This is a genomic window from Streptomyces sp. SID1328, assembly GCF_009865595.1.
GTDB lineage: Bacteria > Actinomycetota > Actinomycetes > Streptomycetales > Streptomycetaceae > Streptomyces > Streptomyces griseoluteus.
In genome coordinates, this window is record NZ_WWKH01001090.1 from 1 (window position 1) to 791 (window position 791).

Annotated in this window: 1 pseudogene; it reads right to left on the reverse strand. The window is 79.6% G+C overall.

Annotated elements, in window-relative coordinates:
- Positions 1-791, reverse strand: a pseudogene (locus GT030_RS35185) (hypothetical protein); the annotation flags it as partial.

Here is a 791-nt window from a genome sequence, read left to right on the forward strand (position 1 = left end):
CCTGGGCCGGGGCGGGGATCGCAGGCGGTGTGGCCTGGTAGGCGGGAGCCGGTGCGGGCGCGGGGGCTGCCTGGGCTGCCGGCGCCGCGGCCTGGAAGGCAGGTGCCGGGGCCGCAGGCGGTTCGGGCTGGAAGGCGGGGGCCGCCGGGAAAGCGCCCGTCCCGTACGCGGGGGCCGGGGGCTCCTCGGCCCCCGGGACTACGCTCAGGAACGCGCCGGTCCCGTACGTCGGGGCGGGGGTCGCCTCGGCCACCGGAGGTACCGCCGGGAACGCCCCCGTGTCGTACGTCGGTGCCAGCGAGGCCGCCGCCGGGAACGCGCCGGCGCCGTAGCCGGGCGCGAACGCGCTGGTGTCCACGGCCGGCAGGGTGCCCGTGTCCGTCTGCGGGGCCGGGGCCAGGTAGCTCAGACCGCCGGTGTCGCTCAGCGGGCCGGGGATCGGGTAGGGCAGCGAGCCGGTGTCGCCCAGCGCCCCCGGCATCGGGTACGTCAGTGGGCCGGTGTCCGTGACGGAGACCGGTAGCGCCCACTGGCCCGTCGGGGCGGCCGGTGTCTGCGCCGCGCCGGAGCTGGCGATCCCCGGCGCGGCAGTCTGTGCGCCGTCCGCCTGCGGGGTGCCCCATGCCTGCGCCGGCGCGGCGTTCCAGGAGTGGCGGGACAGCAGGTCCTTGGCGGAGGCGAGCTTGCGGCGGTTGCCCGCCTTGAGGTCGGCGGGGGAGCGGCGGCCCGGGGCGGCGGCCTGGGCCGGCAGCACTCCGGGGGTGCCACCGGGCGGGGTCGGCGCAGGAGCG